The sequence below is a fragment of the Nocardioides sp. Root122 genome, from assembly GCF_001425025.1.
GTDB lineage: Bacteria > Actinomycetota > Actinomycetes > Propionibacteriales > Nocardioidaceae > Nocardioides.
This window is the reverse complement of record NZ_LMDE01000013.1, coordinates 110,903-129,467: the sequence shown is the minus strand read 5'-3', so window position 1 is coordinate 129,467 and position 18,565 is coordinate 110,903. Positions and strand designations below refer to the sequence as shown.

General features: G+C 71.9%; 21 protein-coding genes. 13 read left to right on the top strand and 8 right to left on the bottom strand.

Going from position 1 to position 18,565, the window contains the following annotated elements:
* Positions 1-72 precede the first annotated feature (72 nt).
* The 3 genes from ASC64_RS17735 to ASC64_RS17725 are packed head-to-tail and all read left to right on the top strand — an operon-like array spanning position 73 to position 3,152.
* Positions 73-954: an ABC transporter ATP-binding protein gene (locus ASC64_RS17735; RefSeq protein ID WP_056909009.1), complete on the top strand. Its 882-nt coding sequence runs from the start codon at positions 73-75 to the stop codon at positions 952-954.
* On the top strand, positions 951-2,141 hold the full coding sequence (locus tag ASC64_RS17730) for an ABC transporter permease (protein WP_056908879.1): 1,191 nt from the start codon (positions 951-953) through the stop codon (positions 2,139-2,141). The genes ASC64_RS17735 and ASC64_RS17730 overlap by 4 nt, the downstream gene beginning before the upstream one ends.
* 45 nt (positions 2,142-2,186) lie before the next feature.
* A complete protein-coding gene (locus tag ASC64_RS17725) occupies positions 2,187-3,152 on the top strand; it encodes a hypothetical protein (RefSeq protein WP_056908878.1) in 966 nt (321 codons plus the stop codon).
* 21 nt (positions 3,153-3,173) lie between these two features.
* Here ASC64_RS17725 and ASC64_RS17720 read toward each other — a convergent pair whose 3' ends face one another.
* From ASC64_RS17720 to ASC64_RS17695, 6 genes are read right to left on the bottom strand one after another with little or no spacing between them, the layout of a single operon-like run.
* Positions 3,174-3,638 (bottom strand): VTT domain-containing protein, encoded by a 465-nt coding sequence (locus ASC64_RS17720; protein WP_056908877.1) that lies wholly within the window; start codon positions 3,636-3,638, stop codon positions 3,174-3,176.
* Positions 3,635-4,249 carry a CDP-alcohol phosphatidyltransferase family protein gene (locus tag ASC64_RS17715; RefSeq protein ID WP_056908876.1) on the bottom strand — a complete coding sequence of 205 codons (615 nt, stop codon included), beginning with the start codon at positions 4,247-4,249 and terminating at the stop codon, positions 3,635-3,637. Before ASC64_RS17715 ends, ASC64_RS17720 begins: the two co-directional genes overlap by 4 nt.
* A 42-nt stretch (positions 4,250-4,291) precedes the next feature.
* On the bottom strand, positions 4,292-4,891 hold the full coding sequence (locus ASC64_RS17710) for a Maf family protein (protein WP_056908875.1): 600 nt from the start codon (positions 4,889-4,891) through the stop codon (positions 4,292-4,294).
* Positions 4,888-6,579: a DUF885 domain-containing protein gene (locus ASC64_RS17705; RefSeq protein WP_056908874.1), complete on the bottom strand. Its 1,692-nt coding sequence runs from the start codon at positions 6,577-6,579 to the stop codon at positions 4,888-4,890. The genes ASC64_RS17710 and ASC64_RS17705 overlap by 4 nt, the downstream gene beginning before the upstream one ends.
* Positions 6,580-6,620: 41 nt before the next feature.
* Positions 6,621-6,842, bottom strand: coding sequence for an acyl-CoA carboxylase subunit epsilon (locus ASC64_RS17700; RefSeq protein WP_056908873.1), 222 nt, complete (start codon positions 6,840-6,842; stop codon positions 6,621-6,623).
* Complete coding sequence (locus ASC64_RS17695; RefSeq protein WP_056908872.1) at positions 6,839-8,458, bottom strand: acyl-CoA carboxylase subunit beta; 1,620 nt, start codon at positions 8,456-8,458, stop codon at positions 6,839-6,841. Before ASC64_RS17695 ends, ASC64_RS17700 begins: the two co-directional genes overlap by 4 nt.
* Before the next feature lie 61 nt (positions 8,459-8,519).
* On the opposite strand from ASC64_RS17695, the gene ASC64_RS17690 reads away from it, so the two are divergent.
* The 6 genes from ASC64_RS17690 to purE all read left to right on the top strand — a co-directional run bounded on the left by ASC64_RS17690 (position 8,520) and on the right by purE (position 13,001).
* Entirely contained in the window at positions 8,520-9,320 is an 801-nt protein-coding gene (locus tag ASC64_RS17690; RefSeq protein WP_056908871.1) for a biotin--[acetyl-CoA-carboxylase] ligase, read from the top strand.
* A gap of 15 nt (positions 9,321-9,335) precedes the next feature.
* Positions 9,336-9,839: a PH domain-containing protein gene (locus tag ASC64_RS17685; protein WP_056908870.1), complete on the top strand. Its 504-nt coding sequence runs from the start codon at positions 9,336-9,338 to the stop codon at positions 9,837-9,839.
* Complete coding sequence (locus tag ASC64_RS17680) at positions 9,839-10,846, top strand: adenylate/guanylate cyclase domain-containing protein (RefSeq protein WP_082550602.1); 1,008 nt, start codon at positions 9,839-9,841, stop codon at positions 10,844-10,846. The genes ASC64_RS17685 and ASC64_RS17680 overlap by 1 nt, the downstream gene beginning before the upstream one ends.
* Before the next feature lie 93 nt (positions 10,847-10,939).
* Positions 10,940-11,254, top strand: coding sequence for a winged helix-turn-helix domain-containing protein (locus tag ASC64_RS17675; RefSeq protein ID WP_056908869.1), 315 nt, complete (start codon positions 10,940-10,942; stop codon positions 11,252-11,254).
* A gap of 42 nt (positions 11,255-11,296) precedes the next feature.
* A complete protein-coding gene (locus tag ASC64_RS17670) occupies positions 11,297-12,466 on the top strand; it encodes a 5-(carboxyamino)imidazole ribonucleotide synthase (RefSeq protein WP_082550601.1) in 1,170 nt (389 codons plus the stop codon).
* 4 nt (positions 12,467-12,470) lie between these two features.
* Positions 12,471-13,001, top strand: a complete 531-nt coding sequence (purE, locus tag ASC64_RS17665) for a 5-(carboxyamino)imidazole ribonucleotide mutase (protein WP_056908868.1) — start codon at positions 12,471-12,473, stop codon at positions 12,999-13,001.
* Here purE and arfB read toward each other — a convergent pair.
* The gene (arfB, locus tag ASC64_RS17660) at positions 12,998-13,426 is read right to left on the bottom strand and encodes an alternative ribosome rescue aminoacyl-tRNA hydrolase ArfB (RefSeq protein ID WP_056908867.1); all 429 of its coding nucleotides are present in this window, start codon (positions 13,424-13,426) and stop codon (positions 12,998-13,000) included. The two genes, purE and arfB, sit on opposite strands and share 4 nt — an antisense overlap.
* Before the next feature lie 53 nt (positions 13,427-13,479).
* Between arfB and lhgO the strand changes: the two genes are divergently transcribed.
* The 3 genes from lhgO (at position 13,480) to gdhA (ending at position 17,106) form a co-directional block, all read left to right on the top strand.
* Positions 13,480-14,679 carry an L-2-hydroxyglutarate oxidase gene (gene lhgO / locus ASC64_RS17655; protein ID WP_056908866.1) on the top strand — a complete coding sequence of 400 codons (1,200 nt, stop codon included), beginning with the start codon at positions 13,480-13,482 and terminating at the stop codon, positions 14,677-14,679.
* Between the two features lie 31 nt (positions 14,680-14,710).
* Positions 14,711-15,694 carry a Gfo/Idh/MocA family protein gene (locus ASC64_RS17650; protein WP_156385270.1) on the top strand — a complete coding sequence of 328 codons (984 nt, stop codon included), beginning with the start codon at positions 14,711-14,713 and terminating at the stop codon, positions 15,692-15,694.
* Positions 15,695-15,780: 86 nt separating this feature from the next.
* The gene (gene gdhA / locus ASC64_RS17645; RefSeq protein ID WP_283100200.1) at positions 15,781-17,106 is read left to right on the top strand and encodes an NADP-specific glutamate dehydrogenase; all 1,326 of its coding nucleotides are present in this window, start codon (positions 15,781-15,783) and stop codon (positions 17,104-17,106) included.
* On the opposite strand, the gene ASC64_RS17640 is transcribed toward gdhA, so the two are convergent.
* A complete protein-coding gene (locus ASC64_RS17640) occupies positions 17,103-17,534 on the bottom strand; it encodes a CoA-binding protein (RefSeq protein WP_056908863.1) in 432 nt (143 codons plus the stop codon). The two genes, gdhA and ASC64_RS17640, sit on opposite strands and share 4 nt — an antisense overlap.
* 155 nt (positions 17,535-17,689) lie before the next feature.
* Between ASC64_RS17640 and ASC64_RS17635 the strand changes: the two genes are divergently transcribed.
* Positions 17,690-18,550: an Ig-like domain repeat protein gene (locus ASC64_RS17635; protein WP_056908862.1), complete on the top strand. Its 861-nt coding sequence runs from the start codon at positions 17,690-17,692 to the stop codon at positions 18,548-18,550.
* The last annotated feature ends 15 nt before the right edge of the window (positions 18,551-18,565 follow it).

The following is an 18,565-nucleotide window of genomic DNA, read 5'->3' as shown; positions in this document are numbered from 1 at the left end:
TCGCGGCTCAGCCTCGAAGTTCCCCCGCGCGACGGATCCCCGGCGGCGACCCGGCGCCCTAGCGTCGTGGTCATGCTGGAGATCAGGGAGCTGACCAGGCGGTTCGGCGAGAGCACCGCCGTGGACCGCGTGTCCTTCGAGGTGCCGGCCGGGCAGATGACCGGCTTCGTCGGCGCCAACGGAGCGGGCAAGACCACGACCATGCGGATGGTCATGGGCGTGCTCGGCATCGACGGGGGAGAGGTGCTGTGGCAGGGCCGGCCCATCACGCGGCTGGACCGCCGCTCGTTCGGCTACATGCCCGAAGAGCGTGGCCTCTACCCCAAGCAGCCGATCAGCGACCAGCTGGTCTACGTCGCCCAGCTCAAGGGCATGGAGCGCACCGCCGCGCGCACCGCCGTCGCCGAGCTGCTGGAGCGGTTCGGGCTCGGTGAGCGGGCCAAGGACCACCTCGAGAAGCTGTCGCTGGGCAACCAGCAGCGGGTGCAGATCATCGCCTCGGTGCTGCCGCGCCCCGCGGCGCTGATCCTCGACGAGCCGTTCTCGGGCCTCGACCCGCTGGCCGTCGACTCGATGGTCGACCTGCTGCGCGACTACACCCGCGACGGGATCCCCGTGCTGTTCTCCAGCCACCAGCTCGACCTGGTCGAGCGCCTGTGCGACCGCCTGGTCGTGCTGGCCCACGGACGCCGGGTCGCCGCCGGGACGGTGGCGGAGCTGCGCGATGCGGGGGTACCGCGCTTCCGCCTCGTCCTCGGCGGCGATGCCGGTTGGGTCCGTGACCAGGGTGGCCTCGACGTCCTCGACCTCGATGGCACGACCGCGCTGGTCGAGGTGCAGCAGTCCGGCGCCGAGCAGCACCTCATCGCCGAGGCCACGCGCCGCGGCGACGTCCACGAGTTCGTCCGGGTGCGCCCGGCGCTCAGCGAGATCTACCGGGAGGCCACGGCATGAGCACCGACGACAGCACCGAGAACCGGGAGCCGGCCTGGCTGCTGGTGACCCGCCGCGAGATCGTCTCGCGCATCACCGACAAGTCGTTCCTCATCGGCACCGTGCTGATGGTGGCGATGCTCGTCGGCTTCATCGGCTTCAGCGCCTGGCAGGACGAGCGGACCGACGAGGTCACCCTCGGTGCCACGCCGGACGCCGTCGCGATGGCGACCGCGATCGCCGACAACGCGGCCGAGGTCGACGACAAGGTCGACGTGACGCTCGTCGAGCTCGACGACGAGGCCGCGGCACGGGCCGCCCTCACCGAGGAGGAGGTCGACGCCTGGCTGCACCCGGTCGACGGCGGCTGGGAGCTGACGACCGAGTCGAGCGAGCAGGACTCGCTCACCGACGTGGCGCGGGTCGTCGTACGCCAGCAGGTGCTCGCCGAGAACGCCGCCGGCGTCGGGTCGACGGTGGAGGCGCTCGAGGCGGGGAGCTCGGTGTCGACGGCCTTCCTGCGCGGCGACGCCGAGAAGGCGGGCGTGGCCGAGGCGGTCGGGTTCGTGTTCGTGTTCCTGTTCTACTTCGCCGCCCTGATCTTCGGCATGCAGCTCGCCTCGTCGGTGATCGAGGAGAAGCAGAGCCGGATCGTGGAGATCATCGCGGCAGCGATCCCGCTGCGGCACCTGCTGGCGGGCAAGGTGCTCGGCAACACCGCCCTCGCCGTGATCCAGCTGATGGTCTACCTCGCGGTGGGACTGGTCGGGCTGTCCTTCACGTCCTACAAGTCCTACGTCCCGGCGCTGTCGGGACCGACGGCGTGGTTCATCGGCTTCTTCCTGGCCGGCTTCATCGCGCTCGCCTGCCTCTGGGCGGTGGCCGGCTCGCTGGCCTCGCGCACCGAGGACCTCCAGGCCACCTCGACCCCGCTGACCATGCTGATGCTGGTGATGTTCTTCGGCGGCCTCTCGCTCGACGGGCGCGGCCAGGTGATCGCCTCGTTCATCCCGCCCGTCTCCGCGGTGGTGATGCCCAAGCGCATCCTCGCGGGCGGTGTGGGCTGGTGGGAGCCGCTGGTGGCGCTCGGCCTGCTGGCCGTCTTCGCCGCCGTCACCGTGTGGGTGGGGGAGCGGCTCTACCGCCGGGCCCTGCTGCAGACCGGAGGCCGGGTCAGCCTGCGACAGGCGTGGTCCGCAGCCGAGTGACGCGAAACCCCTCGGCCGCGGGCGCTCGCGCCTAGGCTCCGGGCCGTGACCTGCACCTTTCACCCCGACCGCGACACGCTCCTCGGGTGCAGCCGGTGCGGGCGCAGCGCGTGCCCCGAGTGCCTGCGCGACGCCCCGGTCGGTCACCACTGCCTGGCGTGCGTCCAGGGACTGGCGCCCGACCAGCCGCTCACCCCGTCGGACGTGCGCCTCCTCGCGGCCCGTGACCGTCGCGAGCAGCGGGCCCGCACCGGTTCGCGTCGCCCGGGGTGGGTGTTCCACGCCGTGCTGGCGGCGTTCGTCGGCCTCTGCGTGGCGACCGGCCCCCTCCAGGTCGAGGTCCTGTCGTCCGTGCCCCTCGGGCGCGCGGTGGCGGTCGGCGTGATCCTCGTCGGCGTGGTGCTCTCGGTGACGCTGCACGAGTACGGTCACGCGCTGACGGCCTACTGGGGCGGTGACCGCAGCGTGCTCGCCAAGGGCTACCTCACGCTGGACTTCCGGAGGTACGCCCATCCGCTCCTCTCCATCGGCATGCCTCTCGTGTTCCTCGCGATGGGTGCGCTGCCGCTGCCCGGCGGCGCGGTCCTCATCGAGGAGCACCGGCTGCGCTCGCGCGCGTGGTCGAGCGTGGTCTCGCTGTCCGGCGTGGTGATGAACGCGGCGTTCGCACTCGTCCTCGCCGCCGTCGTGGCGTCGGACGTGCTGACCCCCCACAACATCGTGCTCCAGTCGCTGCTCGCCTACCTGCTCGTCATCCAGGTGGCGCTCATCGTCCTCAACCTGCTGCCGCTGCCGGGGCTCGACGGCTACGGCGTGATCGAGCCGTTCCTCCCGCGCCCGGTCGCCGAGGCCCTCAACGCGGTCCGGCCCTACGGGCTCGTCGTCCTCGTGGCGCTGGTGCTCTCGGGCGGCCTGGACTTCGTCTGGGACGCCGGGTTCACCGTCGGTGGGTGGCTCGGCGCCGACGACCTCCTCGTCGGGATCGGCGCGAGCGTCGCCTCGCTGCGCTGAGGGCGCGGACGCGCCCGAGCCTCACAGCCAGCCGAGGAAGGTGCTGGCGCCGGCGACCACGGCCCAGAAGCGCAGCCCGCGGCCCAGCAGCCCGGTGACCAGGAAGATCCAGAAGTTCACCCGCAGCGTGCCGGCCAGCACGGCCGTGACGGCGTACGGCGGGAAGCCGGTGAAGGCGGAGATGAAGAGCAGGCCGGCGGTGAACCACGGCCGGCCCTCGGCCCGGTCGGACCAGCGCTCGAGGGAGGCCTTCGCCTTGGGCTTCTCCAGCTGGCGGCGTACCCACGGGGCGCGCTCGACCTCCACGGCGCCCCAGTACCAGAGGATCTTGCCGAGCATCTGGCCGATCGTCGCCGCCACGACCAGCGCGGCGGCGTGGTCGTGCTGCTGGGAGATGGTGACGGCGAGGATCGCCTCGATGTTGATCAGCGGGAGCAGGGCCGAGGCGACCGATGCCCCGAAGATGCTGACGTAGACCCAGATCATGCGGCCCCGGGGACCGGGATCCCGATCCGCACCAGCCGGTGCAGGGAGACGCACTTGAGCACCAGCAGCGCGGTGGCGATGGCCAGCCCGACCCACATCCAGCCGGTGACCAGCAGCAGCACGGCGAACAGCGCGCTGTTGATCGCCTTGGCCGGCTTGGACCAGTTCCACAACCAGATCGGCCGGTCGACGACGAAGAAGTAGTTGGGGCTGCGCACCGGCCACGCCAGGAACGCGATGGACAGGAAGCAGTCGACGACCATGAACTCCGCGAGGTAGACGAACACCGCGGGGGACAGGTCGGGCTGCAGCCACGCGAGACCGATGTAGAACGCGGCTGCGTTGAGCCGGTCGCACATGATGTCGAGGACGGCGCCGATGCGGGTCTCGCAGTCGCGCACCCGTGCGTAGAAGCCGTCGAGCATGTCGCCGACCCAGTAGACGGCGAGCGCGACCACCAGCAGGGTCAGGCTCTCCTGGTGGGCGGCGAGCGCGGCGAGGACGACCGAGGCGATCGTGCGCACTGCGGTGATGACCGTGGCGCCGGTCAGCAGCCGCTCGTCGCGGACGCCGTAGCGGTCGTCGGGGTCGGCGACAGGCTCAGCCCTCACCCTGCCAAGAACCCCGCTCCCCACGGGTGGGATCGTAGCGGGTCAGGTCCACAGGTCGGGCCACGCATGGCCGAGCTCGATGACCAGCTCGCGCAGCAGGGGCAGGCTGAGACCGATCACGTTGTGGTGGTCGCCCTCGATCCCGGTGACGAACGCGCCGCCGAACCCGTCGATGGTGAAGGCGCCCGCGACGTGCAGTGGCTCGCCCGTGGCGACGTAGGCATCCACCTCCGCGTCGCTGACGTCGGCGAAGTGGACGACCGTCGACCCGGTCGCCGCCGCCACCTTCCCGGTCGCCGTGTCACGCAGGCAGTGACCGCTGTGCAGCACGCCGGACCGGCCGCGCATCGCGCGCCAGCGGGCCCTGGCCTCGTCGGGCTCGTGCGGCTTGCCGAGCGCCTCGCCGTCGAGCTCGAGGACCGAGTCGCAGCCCAGCACGAGCGCGTCCGGGGGTACGTCGTCGTGCGTGGCGACGGCTGCGCACTTCAGCTCGGCGAGCTGGAGCGCCAGCTCGACCGGTGGCAGCGCGCCCAGCCGGGACTCGTCGACGCCACTGACGATGACCACCGGCTCGATGCCCGCTGTGCGCAGCGTGGACAGCCGGGCGGGGGAGGCGGAACCGAGGACGAGCGGTGTGCTCACAGGCGCTCCAGCGCTGCCCGTAGCGGGTCGAGCCCGAGCGAGCCGAGGTCGAGCGCCGCCCGGTGGAAGGCCTTGAGGTCGAAGGCGTCGCCCTGGCGCTCGGCGACCTGCGCCCGCGCCTCGAGCCAGATCCGCTCGCCGACCTTGTAGGAGGGTGCCTGACCGGGGAGGCCGAGGTAGCGCTTGACCTCGAACTGGATGAACTCGTCGTCCATCCGGCAGTGCAGCCGCATGAACTCCAGGCCCAGCTCGGGCGTCCAGGTCTCACCGGGGTGGAAGGCGGTGCCGCCGGGGCCGAGGCGGTTGTCATCGGGGATGGTCAGCTCGAGGTGCATGCCGATGTCGACGATCACCCGGGCCGCGCGCAGGGACTGGCCGTCGAGCATGCCCAGCAGGTCGGCGGGGTCGTCGAGGAAGCCGAGCTCCTCCATCAACCGCTCGGCGTAGAGCGCCCACCCCTCGCCGTGGCCGCTGCACCAGCACATCAGCCGCTGCCAGCGGTTGAGCGTGTCGCTGCGGTAGGCGGTCTGCGCGACCTGCAGGTGGTGGCCGGGGACCCCCTCGTGGAAGACCGTGGTGACCTCGCGCCACGGGTGGAAGTCCTCGATGCCGTCGGGCACCGACCACCACATCCGTCCGGGACGTGCGAAGTCCTCGGACGGACCGGTGTAGTAGATGCCGCCGTCGTTGGTCGGGGCGAGCATGCACTCGATGCGGCGGATCGGCTCGGGGATGTCGAAGTGCGCGTCTGCCATCGCCTCGATCGTGCGGTCGGCCAGGTCCTGCATCCAGCCACGGAAGGTCTCGCGCCCGTGCACCACCCGCGCAGGGTCGGCGTCGAGGTGGGCCACGGCGGCGTCGACGTCGGCACCGGGGAGGATCCGTTCGGCGGTCGCCGCCATCAGGTCGGACAACCGCTGCAGCTCGGTCCAGCCCCAGGCGTAGGTCTCGTCGAGGTCGACCTCGGCGCCGAGGAAGTAGCGGCTGGCCAGCGCGTAGACCTCGCGCCCGACGCCCTCCTTGTCCGCGCCCTGCGGCTCGAGCTCGTCGCTGAGGAACAGCCCGAACGCTGCCGTGGCGGCGCTCGCGGCGTTCGCCAGGGCGCGCAGCTCGGCGGGGTCGCCGCCATCGAGCCGGTCGACGAGACCGAGGTAGAAGTCGCCCGCGTCACCGACCTGACCGGTCCAGCGACGCACCTGCTCGGCGACCTCGGCGTACTGGCGGGCGGCGACGACGTTGCCCTTGCGCGCCTCGTCGGACAGCGTGACGCGCAGGCCCTCGAGGGCGGCCGGTACGGCGGCGAGCCGTGACGCGATGGCGGCGACTGCCTCCTCGCCCTCGGTCGGCATCAGGTCGAAGACGCCGCGGATCTCGTGGAGCGGGCTCCAGAGCACCGACATGCGCGACCTGTTGACGCCGGCGTCCTCCAGCTCGATCTCGAGCCGCGTGCGCTCGAGGAAGGCGTCGCGCGCCGCGGCCTCCCGGTCGTCGACCGGGGTGGCGGACTCGACGGCCGCGACGACGGCCCGGTTGAGCGCCTCGCGCGCGTCGAACCCGGCGGGGGAGTAGTCGGTCATCTCGTGCTCGTGGCCGGCCACCCCGATCGAGGTGGCGGTCAGCGGGTCGAGGGCGCAGAAGTCCTCGACGTAGGCGTCGCAGAGGGCATCGATGGTGCGGTTCTCGGTCACGGGGCGACCCTAGACCCGTCAGGTGACAGCGCTCGGTGGGGTCAGCGGGGCAGGCCGCTCGCGCGCCAGGCCCCCGCGCCGTGCCGGTGCGTGGTGCGTACGCCGCGCGCGGGCAGGTTCCAGGGCGGGCGGGGCTTGCGCGGGGGCTCGGCGCCCGCCGAGCCGAGCGCCGAGAAGACCGCCACCAGGGCGGCGACCTCCTCGGGCGTGGCGTCCTGGTTGATGACCCGCAGCAGCGGGGCCTCGTCCTGCTCGGCCGTCACAGCGGGATGTTCCCGTGCTTCTTGGGCGGCAGGCTCTCGCGCTTGGTGCGCAGCAGCCGCAGGGACCGGACGACCTCGACGCGCGTCTCGTGGGGGGCGATGACGGCGTCGATGTAGCCCCGCTCGGCGGCGATGTAGGGGTTGGCCAGCGTGGTCTCGTACTCCTCGATGAGCTCGGCACGCTTCGCCTCGACGTCGCCGCCCTCCTCGCCGACCTTCTTGAGCGTCTTGCGGTGCAGGATGTTGGCCGCGCCCTGGGCGCCCATGACCGCGATCTGCGCCGTTGGCCAGGCGACGTTGATGTCGGCGCCGAGGTGCTTGGAGCCCATCACGTCGTAGGCGCCGCCGTAGGCCTTGCGGGTGATGATCGTGACCAGCGGGACCGTCGCCTCGGCGTAGGCGTAGATCAGCTTGGCGCCGCGGCGGATGATGCCGTCCCACTCCTGGTCGGTGCCGGGCAGGAAGCCGGGGACGTCGACGAAGGTCAGCACGGGGATGTTGAACGCGTCGCAGAACCGCACGAAGCGGGCGGCCTTCTCGGAGGCGTCGATGTCGAGGCAGCCGGCGAACTGCATCGGCTGGTTGGCCACGACGCCGACCGCGTGGCCCTCGACGCGGCCGAAGCCGACGATGATGTTGGGCGCGAACAGCTCCTGGACCTCGAGGAACTCCTCGTCGTCGAGCACGGCGGTGATCACGTCGTGCATGTCGTAGGGCTGGTTCGCGCCGTCGGGGATGATCGTGTCGAGCGTCCGGTCGAGGTCGGTGACCTCCATCTCCGGCGACTCGTCGAGCTCGGGAGCCGGGTCGAGGTTGTTCTGCGGGAGGTAGGACAGCATCGCCTTGACGTAGTCGATGGCGTCCTCCTCGTCGGAGGCCATGTAGTGGGCGTTGCCGGACTTGGTGTTGTGGGTCCGGGCGCCGCCGAGGTCCTCCATCGTGACGTCCTCACCGGTGACGGTCTTGATGACGTCGGGACCGGTGATGAACATCGCCGAGGTCTGGTCGACCATGACGGTGAAGTCGGTGACGGCGGGGGAGTAGACGTGCCCGCCCGCGCAGTTGCCCATGATCAGGCTGATCTGCGGGATCACGCCGGAGGCGTGGACGTTGCGGCGGAAGATCTCGCCGTAGAGGCCGAGGCTGACCACGCCCTCCTGGATCCTGGCGCCCGCGCCCTCGTTGATGCCGATGATCGGGCAGCCGGTCTTGATCGCCAGGTCCATGACCTTGGTGATCTTCTCGCCGTAGACCTCGCCCAGCGAGCCGCCGAAGACGGTGAAGTCCTGGCTGAACACGCACGCCATGCGGCCGTTGATCTCGCCGTAGCCGGTCACCACGCCGTCGCCGTAGGGGCGGTTCTTCTCCAGCCCGAACGCGGTCGAGCGGTGGCGGGCCAGCTCGTCGAGCTCGACGAAGGTGCCCTCGTCGAAGAGCATCTCGATCCGCTCGCGCGCGGTCCTGCGACCCTTGGCGTGCTGCTTCTCCACGGCCTTGTTCGAGCCCGCGTGGACGGCCTCGTCGAGGCGCTGCTCGAGGTCGGCGAGCTTGCCGGCAGTCGTGTGCAGATCGATCTGGTCGGGAACCTCGGTTCCCTCGCCCGGCTGTGCACTCACGCGCTGTCCTCCTGGAGTGTGGCTGGTCCGTCACTGGTCCCTCTGGGGCAATCTAGTGCCCATGACGGACGCGCCCGCACCTCGCCCACCCATCGACCTCGCCCGGCTGGCCGCGCCCGCCGGGTGGCGCGTGGAGGTGGAGGAGGCCACGCCCTCGACCAACGCGGCCGTTGCCGAGCGTGCCCGGACGGGTGAGGAGCCCGGTCTCGTGCTCGTCACCGAGCACCAGACGGCGGGCCGCGGCCGGCTCGACCGGGTGTGGGAGACGCCCGCCCGGTCCTCGCTCACCTTCTCGGTGCTGCTGCGCCCGGAGGTGCCTGCCCAGTCCTGGTCGTGGATCCCGCTCCTCACCGGGTACGCCGTCCAGGCCGCGCTCGCCGACCGGCTGCCCGACATCGCGCTCAAGTGGCCCAACGACGTGCTCGTCGACGGCGGCGACACCGGCGCGGGCCGCAAGGTCGCCGGGATCCTCGTCGAGCGGATCGAGACCGACAGCGGTCCGATGGCCGTCGTCGGCGTCGGCATCAACGTCGACCAGACGCTCGACGAGCTGCCGATCGCCCTCGCCACGTCGATCGCGCTGGAGACGGGCGAGCCGGTCGAGCGGACCGGCCTGCTGGGCCAGGTGCTGGGATCGCTGCACGGGCTCCAGGGGCTGCTCGACGACACCGAGTCGCTGCGCCGCGCCTACGCGGACGTGTGCGTGACGCTGGGCCGCACCGTCGACGTCCACCTGCCGGGCGGCGACGTACGCCGTGGGGAGGCGCTCGACATCGACGCCACCGGGGCGCTGGTCGTCGGGACCGACGACGGCGCCTTCACCGTCGCGGCCGGCGACGTGGTGCACGTGAGACCCGCCTAGTGCCATGATCGGCGCGTGGCCTTCCCGACCAAGCTCCTGAACGAGGGCGAACACGTCGTCGTCTCCACCCGCACGCACGCCAAGGCGCTGATCCTGCCGGGGCTGGTGGTCGTCGTCGCCCTGGCCGCTGCGCTGCTCCTGACGGGCGTCGTCGACAACTCCGTCGCGCGGCTGGTGGTCTGGGTGCTGTTCCTGGCGGTGGTGGTCTGGTTCGTGGTCGGGCCGTTCCTCCGGTGGTTGACCACGACCTACACCTTCACCAACCGGCGCTTCATCAAGCGCTCCGGCTTCATCGCCAAGGAGGGTCGCACGATCCCACTCAACCGGATCAGCGGCGTCGACTTCGAGATCGGCGTGATCGACCGGATCTTCGGGTGCGGGACGCTGGTCGTCTCCGACGCCAGCACCGACGGCCGCGTCGAGCTGGACGACATCCCGCGCGTCGAGGAGGTCCAGCTGCAGGTGTCCGACGAGCTGCATCGCCTCGCCGGCGGCGACCGCCGCGACGACGGCACCTGATGGCACCAGACCGCGGCGCTCGCGGCGAGTCCCCGGGCCGGCCGACCGGGGAGCAGCTCGATGACGCCATCCTCCGCAGCACCCCCGAGTTCAACGCGCTCGAGGTCGCTGCCGAGACCGGCCTGACGATCGAGCAGACCCGACGGCTCTGGCGCGCGCTCGGCTTCCCCGAGTTCGTCGGTGAGAAGGCCTACACCGCTGCCGACGTCGAGGCCGTGTCCACCCTGATGAGCTTCGTCGACGCGGGTGCGGTCGACTTCGACATGGCGGTCAACCTCACGCGCGGCGTCGGCCAGACGATGGCGCGGCTCGCCGACTGGGAGGTCTCCACCCTGGTCAGCAGGGTCGAGGAGATGGAGCGCAGCGAGGAGGCGACCGGCTCACGCATCGGCTCGGCCATGCGGCTGATCGAGGAGGTCAACCCGCCGTTCGAGCGGCTGCTGGTCTACGCCTGGCGCCGCCACCTCGCGGCCGCCGTCGGCCGGATCGAGGCGATGGGCGCCAAGGACGAGGACCTCCACACGATCGACGTCTCGGTGGGGTTCGCGGACCTGGTGTCGTTCACCGCGCTGTCCAACACCCTCGACCGCGACGAGATCGGCGACCTGGTGGAGGTCTTCGAGAGCCGCTGCCAGGACGTGGTCGCCCGCTACGGCGGCCGGATCATCAAGAGCCTCGGCGACTCGGTGCTGTTCGTCACCAACGGCGCCGAGGACGCGGTCGCGGTGGCCGAGGGGATCATCAACGTCATCGGCCGCGACGCCAAGATGCCCGACGTACGCCTCGGGCTGGCCAGCGGACCCGTGATCCAGCGGCTCGGCGACATCTTCGGCCCGCCCGTCAACCTGGCCGCCCGGCTCACCCAGGTGGCGCGCCGCAACCGCCTGATCGTCGACCAGAACACCGCCGACCTGCTGCCGCCCGCGGAGTGGGAGAGCCGCCGGCTGCCGGCCCGGCCGGTGCGCGGGTTCGGCCTCGTGGAGCCGGTCGCCCTACGCCGTCGTTGACCCGGCCGACGGGCCACGAGGTGGACCAGACCAGTTCGCCACAATTCACCCATAAGGGTCCCCCCAGTCCCGCAGGCTGCCTACCTTCGCCCCGTGCTGGCTGTGCAAGACGTGCGACTGGACCCCTCGACGCGGCAGGTGTGGAGGGGTGAGCGGGAGATCCGGCTCTCGCGCAAGGAGTTCCAGCTCCTGCATGCCCTGATGGCGCGCCCGGACGACATCGTGACCCGCGGCGAGCTGATGGCGGACGTGTGGCAGACGTCGTTCTACACCAACTCCAAGACCATCGACGTCCACCTCGGGTGGCTGCGACGCAAGCTCGACGACGACCCGCGCAACCCGACGCTGATCACCACGCACCGCGGTCGCGGCCTGCGCTTCGAGTCGGCGGCGCCGGTCCCCGGCTGAGCCGGGCCCGGACGTCGCGCACGCCTTCTATAGGCTCCGGTCGTGTCCTCGACCGGCTCGCACCGTGCCCCCACGCTCGCCGTCATCGGCGGAGGCCAGCTGGCCCGGATGATGGCCCAGCCCGCGATCGCGCTGGGGCTGCCCCTGCGCCTGCTCGCCGAGGCCGAGGGCGTCTCCGCCGCCCAGGTCATCCCCGACCACCTCGTCGGTGACTACACCGACCTGCCGACGCTGCGCCGGGTCACCGAGGGCACGAAGGTGGTCACCTTCGACCACGAGCACGTGCCCACCGACCACCTGCACGCGCTCGAGGCGGAGGGAGTCGCCGTACGGCCCGGTCCCGGCGCGCTCGTCCACGCCCAGGACAAGGCGGTCATGCGCCGCCGGCTCGCCGAGCTCGACGTCCCGTGCCCGCGCAACGCCGTGGTCACCACCACCGCCGAGGTCGAGGCCTTCGGGCTGCCGTGCGTGCTGAAGACCACGCGGGGCGGCTACGACGGCAAGGGGGTGTGGGTGGTGCGCGCCCCCGGCGAGGCACAGGCCGCCTTCGACGCGGCCGACGCGGCAGGCGTGGAGGTGCTGGCCGAGGAGCTGGTCGACTTCCGCCGTGAGCTCTCCGCGCTGGTCGCCCGCTCGCCGAGCGGTCAGGCGGCGGCGTACCCGGTCGTGACCTCCACCCAGCTCGACGGCATCTGCCACGAGGTGATCGCCCCGGCGCCGGACCTCGCGCCCGCACTGGCCGGTCAGGCGCAGGAGATCGCCCTGCGCGTCGCCGGTGCGCTCGACGTCACGGGCATCCTCGCCGTCGAGCTCTTCGAGACCACCGACGGCCGGATCCTGGTCAACGAGCTGGCGATGCGTCCGCACAACACCGGCCACTGGACCCAGGACGGCGCCGTGACGTCCCAGTTCGAGAACCACCTGCGCGCCGTCATGGACCTCCCGCTGGGCTCGCCGGCACCGCGTGAGCGCTGGACCGTGATGGTCAACATCCTCGGCGGACCCACCGACAGCGGGCACCTCTACGACGGCCTGCCGCACGCGATGGCGCGCGACCCGCAGCTGCGCGTGCACCTCTACGGCAAGGACCTCCGCCCCGGCCGCAAGGTCGGGCACGTGAACGCCTACGGCGACGACCTCGAGGACTGCCTCGAGCGCGCCCGGCACGCGGCAGCGTGGTTCCGCGGCGACCTCGGCAACGAAAGCGAGTGAAGACATGAGCGAGCAGCAGCAGGCGAAGGTCGCCATCGTGATGGGCTCCGACTCCGACTGGCCGGTCATGCAGGCCGCGGGGGAGATCCTCACGGAGCTCGGGGTCGCGTGGGAGGCCGACGTGGTCTCCGCGCACCGGATGCCCACCGAGATGGTCGCGTGGGGCCAGCAGGCCCACGCCCGCGGCCTGTCGGTGGTCATCGCCGGCGCCGGGGGAGCGGCCCACCTGCCCGGCATGCTCGCCTCCCTCACCCCGTTGCCGGTGATCGGCGTCCCGGTGCCGCTGAAGTACCTCGACGGCATGGACTCGCTGCTCTCGATCGTGCAGATGCCCGGAGGGATCCCCGTCGCCACCGTCGCCATCGGCAACGCCAAGAACGCCGGCATCCTGGCCGCCCGGATCCTCGGCACCAGCGACCCCGAGCTGCAGCAGCGCCTCGTCGACTACCAGGCCGGGCTCGCCGAGACCGCCCACGCCAAAGGCGACGTCGTACGCCGTGCCGCTGCCGGCGACACCCGCCGCGTGGGCTTCTAGTCGGTCACCCGGCCCCGGAGCGACTTCGTGCGGGCGCGCTGCTTCTTGGCCTGCAGCCGCCGCTCCTTCGACCCGCGGGTCGGCCGCGTCGGTCGCCGCGGCGGCGGGGGCGGGGCGAGCGCCTCGCGCAGCAGCGCCGCGAGCCGCTCGCGCGCGGCCACCCGGTTGCGGTGCTGGGACCGGTGCTCGGACGCCGCGATCGTCACCCGGCCCGACGGCCAGCGCCGCAGCGCCCGGGCCCGCTGCGCATCGCTGAGCGCCGCCGACGAGGCCACGTCGTAGTCGAGCTCGACGCGCGAGTCGGTCGTGTTGACCGACTGACCACCCGGGCCGGGTGACTTCGAGAACCGCTCGACCAGCTCGGCAGCGGGCACGACCAGGCCGTCGGGCAGCCCCGGGCCGGCGGGGACGTGGAGGTCGCGCATGCCCCCATTCTGGGGTTGACGGCCGGTGGGGCCACCCACCACCGTCTGACGGCATGGGGGAGAAGACCGTGGGAGTCGTCGGCGGCGGCATCCTCGGGGTGGCGATCGCGCGCGAGGTCGTGCGACGGCGGCCCGGGACCGAGGTGGTGGTCCTGGAGAAGGAGGACCACCTCGCCGCGCACCAGACCGGGCACAACTCCGGCGTCGTGCACGCCGGCATCTACTACCGGCCGGGCACCCTCAAGGCCGAGCTGTGCACCCGCGGGCGCCTGCTCCTGCGCGAGTTCTGCGCCGAGCACGCGATCGCGTACGACGAGTGCGGCAAGCTCGTCGTCGCCGTCGACGAGGCGGAGATGGGGCGCTTTGACGCCCTGGAGCGCACGGCCACCGCCAACGGGGTGCCGGGACTGAGGCGGCTGACGTCCGCCGAGATCACCGAGGTCGAGCCCCACGCCGCCGGGCTGGCCGCGCTGCACTCGCCGGCGACCGCGATCACCGACTACGTCGCCATCACCCGGGCCATCGCCGACGAGGTGGTCGCCGCCGGAGGTGAGGTGCGGCTGTCCTCGCCGGTGGTCGGCATCCGCCGGGAGGGCGGACGGGTCGCGGTCGACGTCGCCGGTGGAGGCGCGCCCGTCGTCGTCGACCACCTCGTGGTCGCGGCCGGCCTGCAGTCCGACCGCGTCGCCGCCCTGGTCGGGGCCGGGCCGAGCCCGGCGATCCTGCCGTTCCGGGGGGAGTACCTCGCGGTCAGCCGGGCCAAGCAGGACCTGGTCCGCGGGATGGTCTACCCGGTCCCCGACCCGCGCTACCCGTTCCTCGGCGTCCACTTCACCCGTCGCGTCGGCGGCGAGCTCGAGGTCGGCCCCAACGCGGTGCTCGCCACCCGGCGCGAGGGCTACCGACGCCGCGACGTCTCGGCGGCCGACCTGCGCGACGTGCTGACCTACCCCGGGTTCTGGCGCCTCGCGCGCGCCCACTGGCGCACTGGCATCGACGAGGTGATCGGCTCGGCCTCCACCCGGGCCTTCATGCGCAAGGCGTCGCGCTACGTCCCCGCGATCGACGCGGGCGACGTGGTGCGCGCCGGCAGCGGCGTGCGGGCGCAGGCGGTGGACCGCGACGGCAGCCTCGTCGACGACTTCCGCATCACGCAGGCCGACGGCGTCACCCTCGTGCGCAACGCGCCGTCCCCGGCAGCCACCTCGAGCCTGGCGATCGCGGCGCACGTCGTCGACGAGACGTGGGGATGATCGCGGCGGTGCCGGTCCCTAGGGTGTGCCCATGACGACACGCTGGGGCATCGCCGCCACGGGTGGCATGGCCGCCGCCTTCGCCACCGACCTCGCGCTCGTGCCGGACGCCGAGCTCGCCTTCGTCGGCAGCCGCACGCCCGAGCGGGCCGCGGAGTTCGCCGGGAGGTTCTCCGCCACCGGATCGGGCACCTATCGCGAGCTGCTCGCGGCCGACCTCGACGTGGTCTACATCGCGACCCCGCACCCGCAGCACCACGCCCTCGCCCTCGCGGCGATCGAGGCCGGCGTCCCGGTCCTGGTCGAGAAGGCGTTCACGGCCACCCTCGCCGGCGCCCGGGAGGTCGTCGACGCGGCCCGCGCGGCCGGGCTCTTCTGCATGGAGGCGATGTGGACCCGCTTCCAGCCCGCCGTGGTGCGCGCCAAGGAGCTCATCGACGCCGGTGAGATCGGCGAGCCGCTGCTGGTGCAGGCCGACTTCGGCGCCGAGCGCGTCTACGACCCGTCCAGCCGGCTGTTCGACCTGTCCCTGGGTGGCGGGTCCGTGCTCGACCTCGGTGTCTACCCGATCTCGCTGGCCCAGCACGTCCTCGGCCGGCCCGACCGCGTGACGATCACCGGGACGACGTACCCGAACGGGGCCGACCGGTCCGCCGCCATCCACCTCGCCCACGACGACGGTCGCGCCGCGGCACTCGTGTGCACCCTGGCGGCGCAGACACCCGGCCGGGCGGTGGTCGTGGGCACGGAGGGCTCGGTCGAGCTGGTCCCGCCGTTCCACCACGCCCAGCGGCTCGTCGTACGCCGCAGCGGAGGCGACCCCGAGGAGCTCGAGCTGCCAGCCACGGGCACCGGCTACTCCCACCAGGCCGTCGAGGTCCAGCGCTGCCTGGCCGAGGGGCTCACCGAGAGCCCGACGATGCCCCTCGACGACACCCTGGACGTGCAGTGGGTGCTTGCCGAGTGCCTCGACCAGCTCGGCATCGAGATCGGCGAGGGGACCGTCGAGGTCTAGGCGATCCCGTGCCAGCGCTCGGACGCGGGTGCGTCGAGCGGGTCGGATGTGCCTAGGGTTCGCTCGTGAGCACCGATGACGTCCGACTGCACTCGATCTACGACCTCGTCGTCCAGCGCAACCCCGGCGAGCACGAGTTCCACCAGGCTGCCCGCGAGGTCCTCGACAGCCTCGGGCCGGTGGTCGCCCGGCACCCCGACTACGCCGACGCGCGGGTGATCGAGCGGATCTGCGAGCCGGAGCGGCAGATCATCTTCCGCGTGCCGTGGGTCGACGACTCCGGCAGGGTGGAGATCCACCGCGGCTTCCGCGTCGAGTTCAACTCCGCGCTCGGTCCCTACAAGGGCGGTCTGCGCTTCCACCCCAGCGTCTACCTCGGGATCGTGAAGTTCCTGGGCTTCGAGCAGGTCTTCAAGAACGCCCTGACCGGCCTGCCCATCGGTGGCGGGAAGGGCGGCTCCGACTTCGACCCCAAGGGCCGCTCCGACGGTGAGGTCATGCGCTTCTGCCAGTCGTTCATGACCGAGCTCTACCGCCACATCGGCGAGTACACCGACGTCCCGGCCGGCGACATCGGCGTCGGCGGACGCGAGATCGGCTACCTGTTCGGCCAGTACAAGCGGATCACCAACCGCTACGAGTCCGGCGTGCTCACCGGCAAGGGCCTCGGCTGGGGTGGCTCCGCGGTCCGCAAGGAGGCCACCGGCTTCGGCACCGTCTTCTTCGTCCAGGAGATGCTGCGCGAGCGCGGCGACTCCCTCGACGGCAAGCGAGTCGTGGTCTCCGGGTCCGGCAACGTCGCGATCTACGCGGTCGAGAAGGTCCACGAGCTCGGCGGGACCGTCGTGGCGTGCTCGGACTCCGGTGGCTACGTCGTCGACGACGCCGGGCTCGACGTCGAGCTCCTCAAGACGCTCAAGGAGGTCGAGCGCGCCCGGATCAGCGAGTACGCCGAGCGTCGGCCCGGTGCGTCGTACGTCGCCGGCGGGTCGATCTGGGACGTGCCCTGCGACGTGGCCCTGCCCTGCGCCACCGAGAACGAGCTCGACGAGTCGGCGGCGGTGAGCCTGGTCAAGCACGGGTGCATCGCCGTCGCCGAGGGCGCCAACATGCCCACCACGCCCGCGGGCGTCACCACCTTCACCGACGCCGGTGTGCTCTTCGCGCCGGGCAAGGCGGCCAACGCCGGCGGGGTCGCCACCAGCGCGCTGGAGATGCAGCAGAACGCCTCGCGCGACTCGTGGAGCCACGAGTACACCGAGGCCAGGCTGGCCGAGATCATGGCGGGCATCCACCGGCGCTGTGCCGAGGCGGCCGACGACTACGGGCGGCCGGGCGACTACGTCATGGGTGCCAACGTGGCGGGCTTCATCCAGGTGGCGGACGCGATGCTGGCCATGGGTGTCGTCTAGCGGCTGCGCTTGCGCCACTCGATCGCCGGGCAGGTGTCCATCACCATCGGCACCCCCGCGGCGGTCGTGCGCGCGAAGGCGTCCTCGTCGATGACGCCGAGCTGGAACCACACGCCGCCGGCACCGATCGCGACGGCCTCGTCGGCGAACTGCCCGGCCGCCTCGGAGCGGCGGAAGACGTCGACCACGTCGACGGGGAACGGCACGTCGGCGAGGGTGGCGTAGCCCTGCTCGCCGAGGACGGTGGGGGCGTCGGGGTCGGCGAACATCGGGTGGATCGGGACGACCCGCTTGCCGCGCTCCTGCAGGAGAGCGGCGATCGAGTACGCCGTCCGCTCGGGGTGGTCGCCCAGCCCGACCACGGCCCAGGTCTCGGCGTCGTCGAGCATCCGGTCGATCGTCGTGGGGTCCTGCCAGGCGGTGCTCATGGCGCCACGGTAGCCGTCCGGGCCCACGTCGGGCCTGCCGGTGCGAACCCGTGGCTACTGGCGGGTAGTGAAACGCGTGGTGATGCCGGGTCAGACGTGATCCTTGTGGTGGGATGACCCTCGTCACACCACCACCACGAGGGGGAACACCACCCATGCTCCACACCGCATCCCGGCGCCTCGGCGCCGTTGCTGCTACCAGCGCGCTGACCGCCGGTGCGCTCGTCGCCCTGACCGCACCGGCCGCGACGGCCGGAGTCGCGACCAACAACTACAGCTGCGTCAACGCAGTGGCGGGCACGATCCCGGTCAACGTCGTCACCGACGTGACGCTGCCGCCCACCGCGCCGGCGGGCTTCGACGTCCCGGCCGACCTGCTCGACGTGAAGAACAAGGTCACCATCCCCAACCAGGCCAAGGCGCTCTTCACCCAGTTCGGCGTGACCAAGGTCGACATGACGTCCTTCCAGCTGACGCTCGGCGAGGGCACCGTGGGCGCCGGGTCGCTCACGGTCGCACCGGCGGCGTTCGTCGACAACGGCAACGGCACCTCGACGGCGGACGTCAACGGCAAGAACGCCGCGTTCAGCACGCCGGCCGCCGGCACCTACGCCGTGAACGCCCCGGCGACCTACACGTTGGTCGCCACCCTGGGCAACGGAGCCAACGCCGAGTTCGCGTGCACCAACGCTGCCGCACCCACGGCCGTCGGATCGGTGACGATCGACAAGAACGCGTCGACGACCGAGGCGACCCCCGCCAAGAAGGTCACGCCGCTGGGCAAGAAGACGAAGCTCAAGGTCGTCGTGGACGCCGACAACGAGGTCCCGACCGGCACGGTCACGGTGATGCTCGGCAAGAAGACCGTCGGCAAGGGCGTGCTCAACGCCAAGGGCAAGGCCAAGATCGCCCTCAAGAAGGCGCTGCCGGCCGGCAAGACCAAGGTCAAGGTGCTCTACCCGGGTGACGACTTCACCGAGAAGTCGAAGGACAAGGTCGTGATCCGGGTCCGCTGACCCGCGACCCACGGC

What these genes read in the sequence shown, in the direction of transcription:
- ASC64_RS17690 (WP_056908871.1), top strand. Translation starts at nt 8,520, where the DNA reads ATGACGGACGCGCCCGCACCTCGCCCACCCATCGACCTCGCCCGGCTG.
- lhgO (WP_056908866.1), top strand. Translation starts at nt 13,480, where the DNA reads ATGGGGGAGAAGACCGTGGGAGTCGTCGGCGGCGGCATCCTCGGGGTG.
- ASC64_RS17730 (WP_056908879.1), top strand. Translation starts at nt 951, where the DNA reads ATGAGCACCGACGACAGCACCGAGAACCGGGAGCCGGCCTGGCTGCTG.
- ASC64_RS17735 (WP_056909009.1), top strand. Translation starts at nt 73, where the DNA reads ATGCTGGAGATCAGGGAGCTGACCAGGCGGTTCGGCGAGAGCACCGCC.
- ASC64_RS17650 (WP_156385270.1), top strand. Translation starts at nt 14,711, where the DNA reads ATGACGACACGCTGGGGCATCGCCGCCACGGGTGGCATGGCCGCCGCC.
- ASC64_RS17635 (WP_056908862.1), top strand. Translation starts at nt 17,690, where the DNA reads ATGCTCCACACCGCATCCCGGCGCCTCGGCGCCGTTGCTGCTACCAGC.
- ASC64_RS17680 (WP_082550602.1), top strand. Translation starts at nt 9,839, where the DNA reads ATGGCACCAGACCGCGGCGCTCGCGGCGAGTCCCCGGGCCGGCCGACC.
- purE (WP_056908868.1), top strand. Translation starts at nt 12,471, where the DNA reads ATGAGCGAGCAGCAGCAGGCGAAGGTCGCCATCGTGATGGGCTCCGAC.
- ASC64_RS17640 (WP_056908863.1), bottom strand. Translation starts at nt 17,534, where the DNA reads ATGAGCACCGCCTGGCAGGACCCCACGACGATCGACCGGATGCTCGAC.
- arfB (WP_056908867.1), bottom strand. Translation starts at nt 13,426, where the DNA reads ATGCGCGACCTCCACGTCCCCGCCGGCCCGGGGCTGCCCGACGGCCTG.
- ASC64_RS17720 (WP_056908877.1), bottom strand. Translation starts at nt 3,638, where the DNA reads ATGATCTGGGTCTACGTCAGCATCTTCGGGGCATCGGTCGCCTCGGCC.